Annotated in this window: 1 protein-coding gene; it reads right to left on the reverse strand. The window is 61.5% G+C overall.

The window, feature by feature from the left end; genetic code table 11:
• Positions 1-137 precede the first annotated feature (137 nt).
• Positions 138-338: ABC transporter permease (locus CG716_RS29455; protein WP_207760820.1), on the reverse strand; the 201-nt coding region annotated here is incomplete at its 5' end.

A 338-nucleotide genomic window follows, 5' to 3' on the forward strand; every position in this document is an offset into this window, starting at 1 on the left:
TGCGGAGTACCAGCGATCGCCCGCCCATAAAAGATTGTGTGATCACCAATACGACCAAACGTCCCCAACGGACGCCGCGCCTGACGCGCGATCCGCGGATACAAAGCCTGCAACGACGCCACCGGTGTCCCCTCGCCCTACCGTGCGCTCATCCGGATACCGATGGCGGTCACCACGACGTTCACCACAAACAACGCCATAAACGCGTACACCACCGTCTCGTTGACCGCGTTGCCGACCGCTTTGGCGCCACCACCGGTGATCGTCAACCCGCGATAACAGGCCACCAACCCCGCGATCAACCCGAACAGGGCAGCCTTCACACACGAGATGATCAC

The sequence above is a fragment of the Mycolicibacterium sphagni genome (assembly GCF_002250655.1).
Lineage (GTDB): Bacteria > Actinomycetota > Actinomycetes > Mycobacteriales > Mycobacteriaceae > Mycobacterium > Mycobacterium sphagni.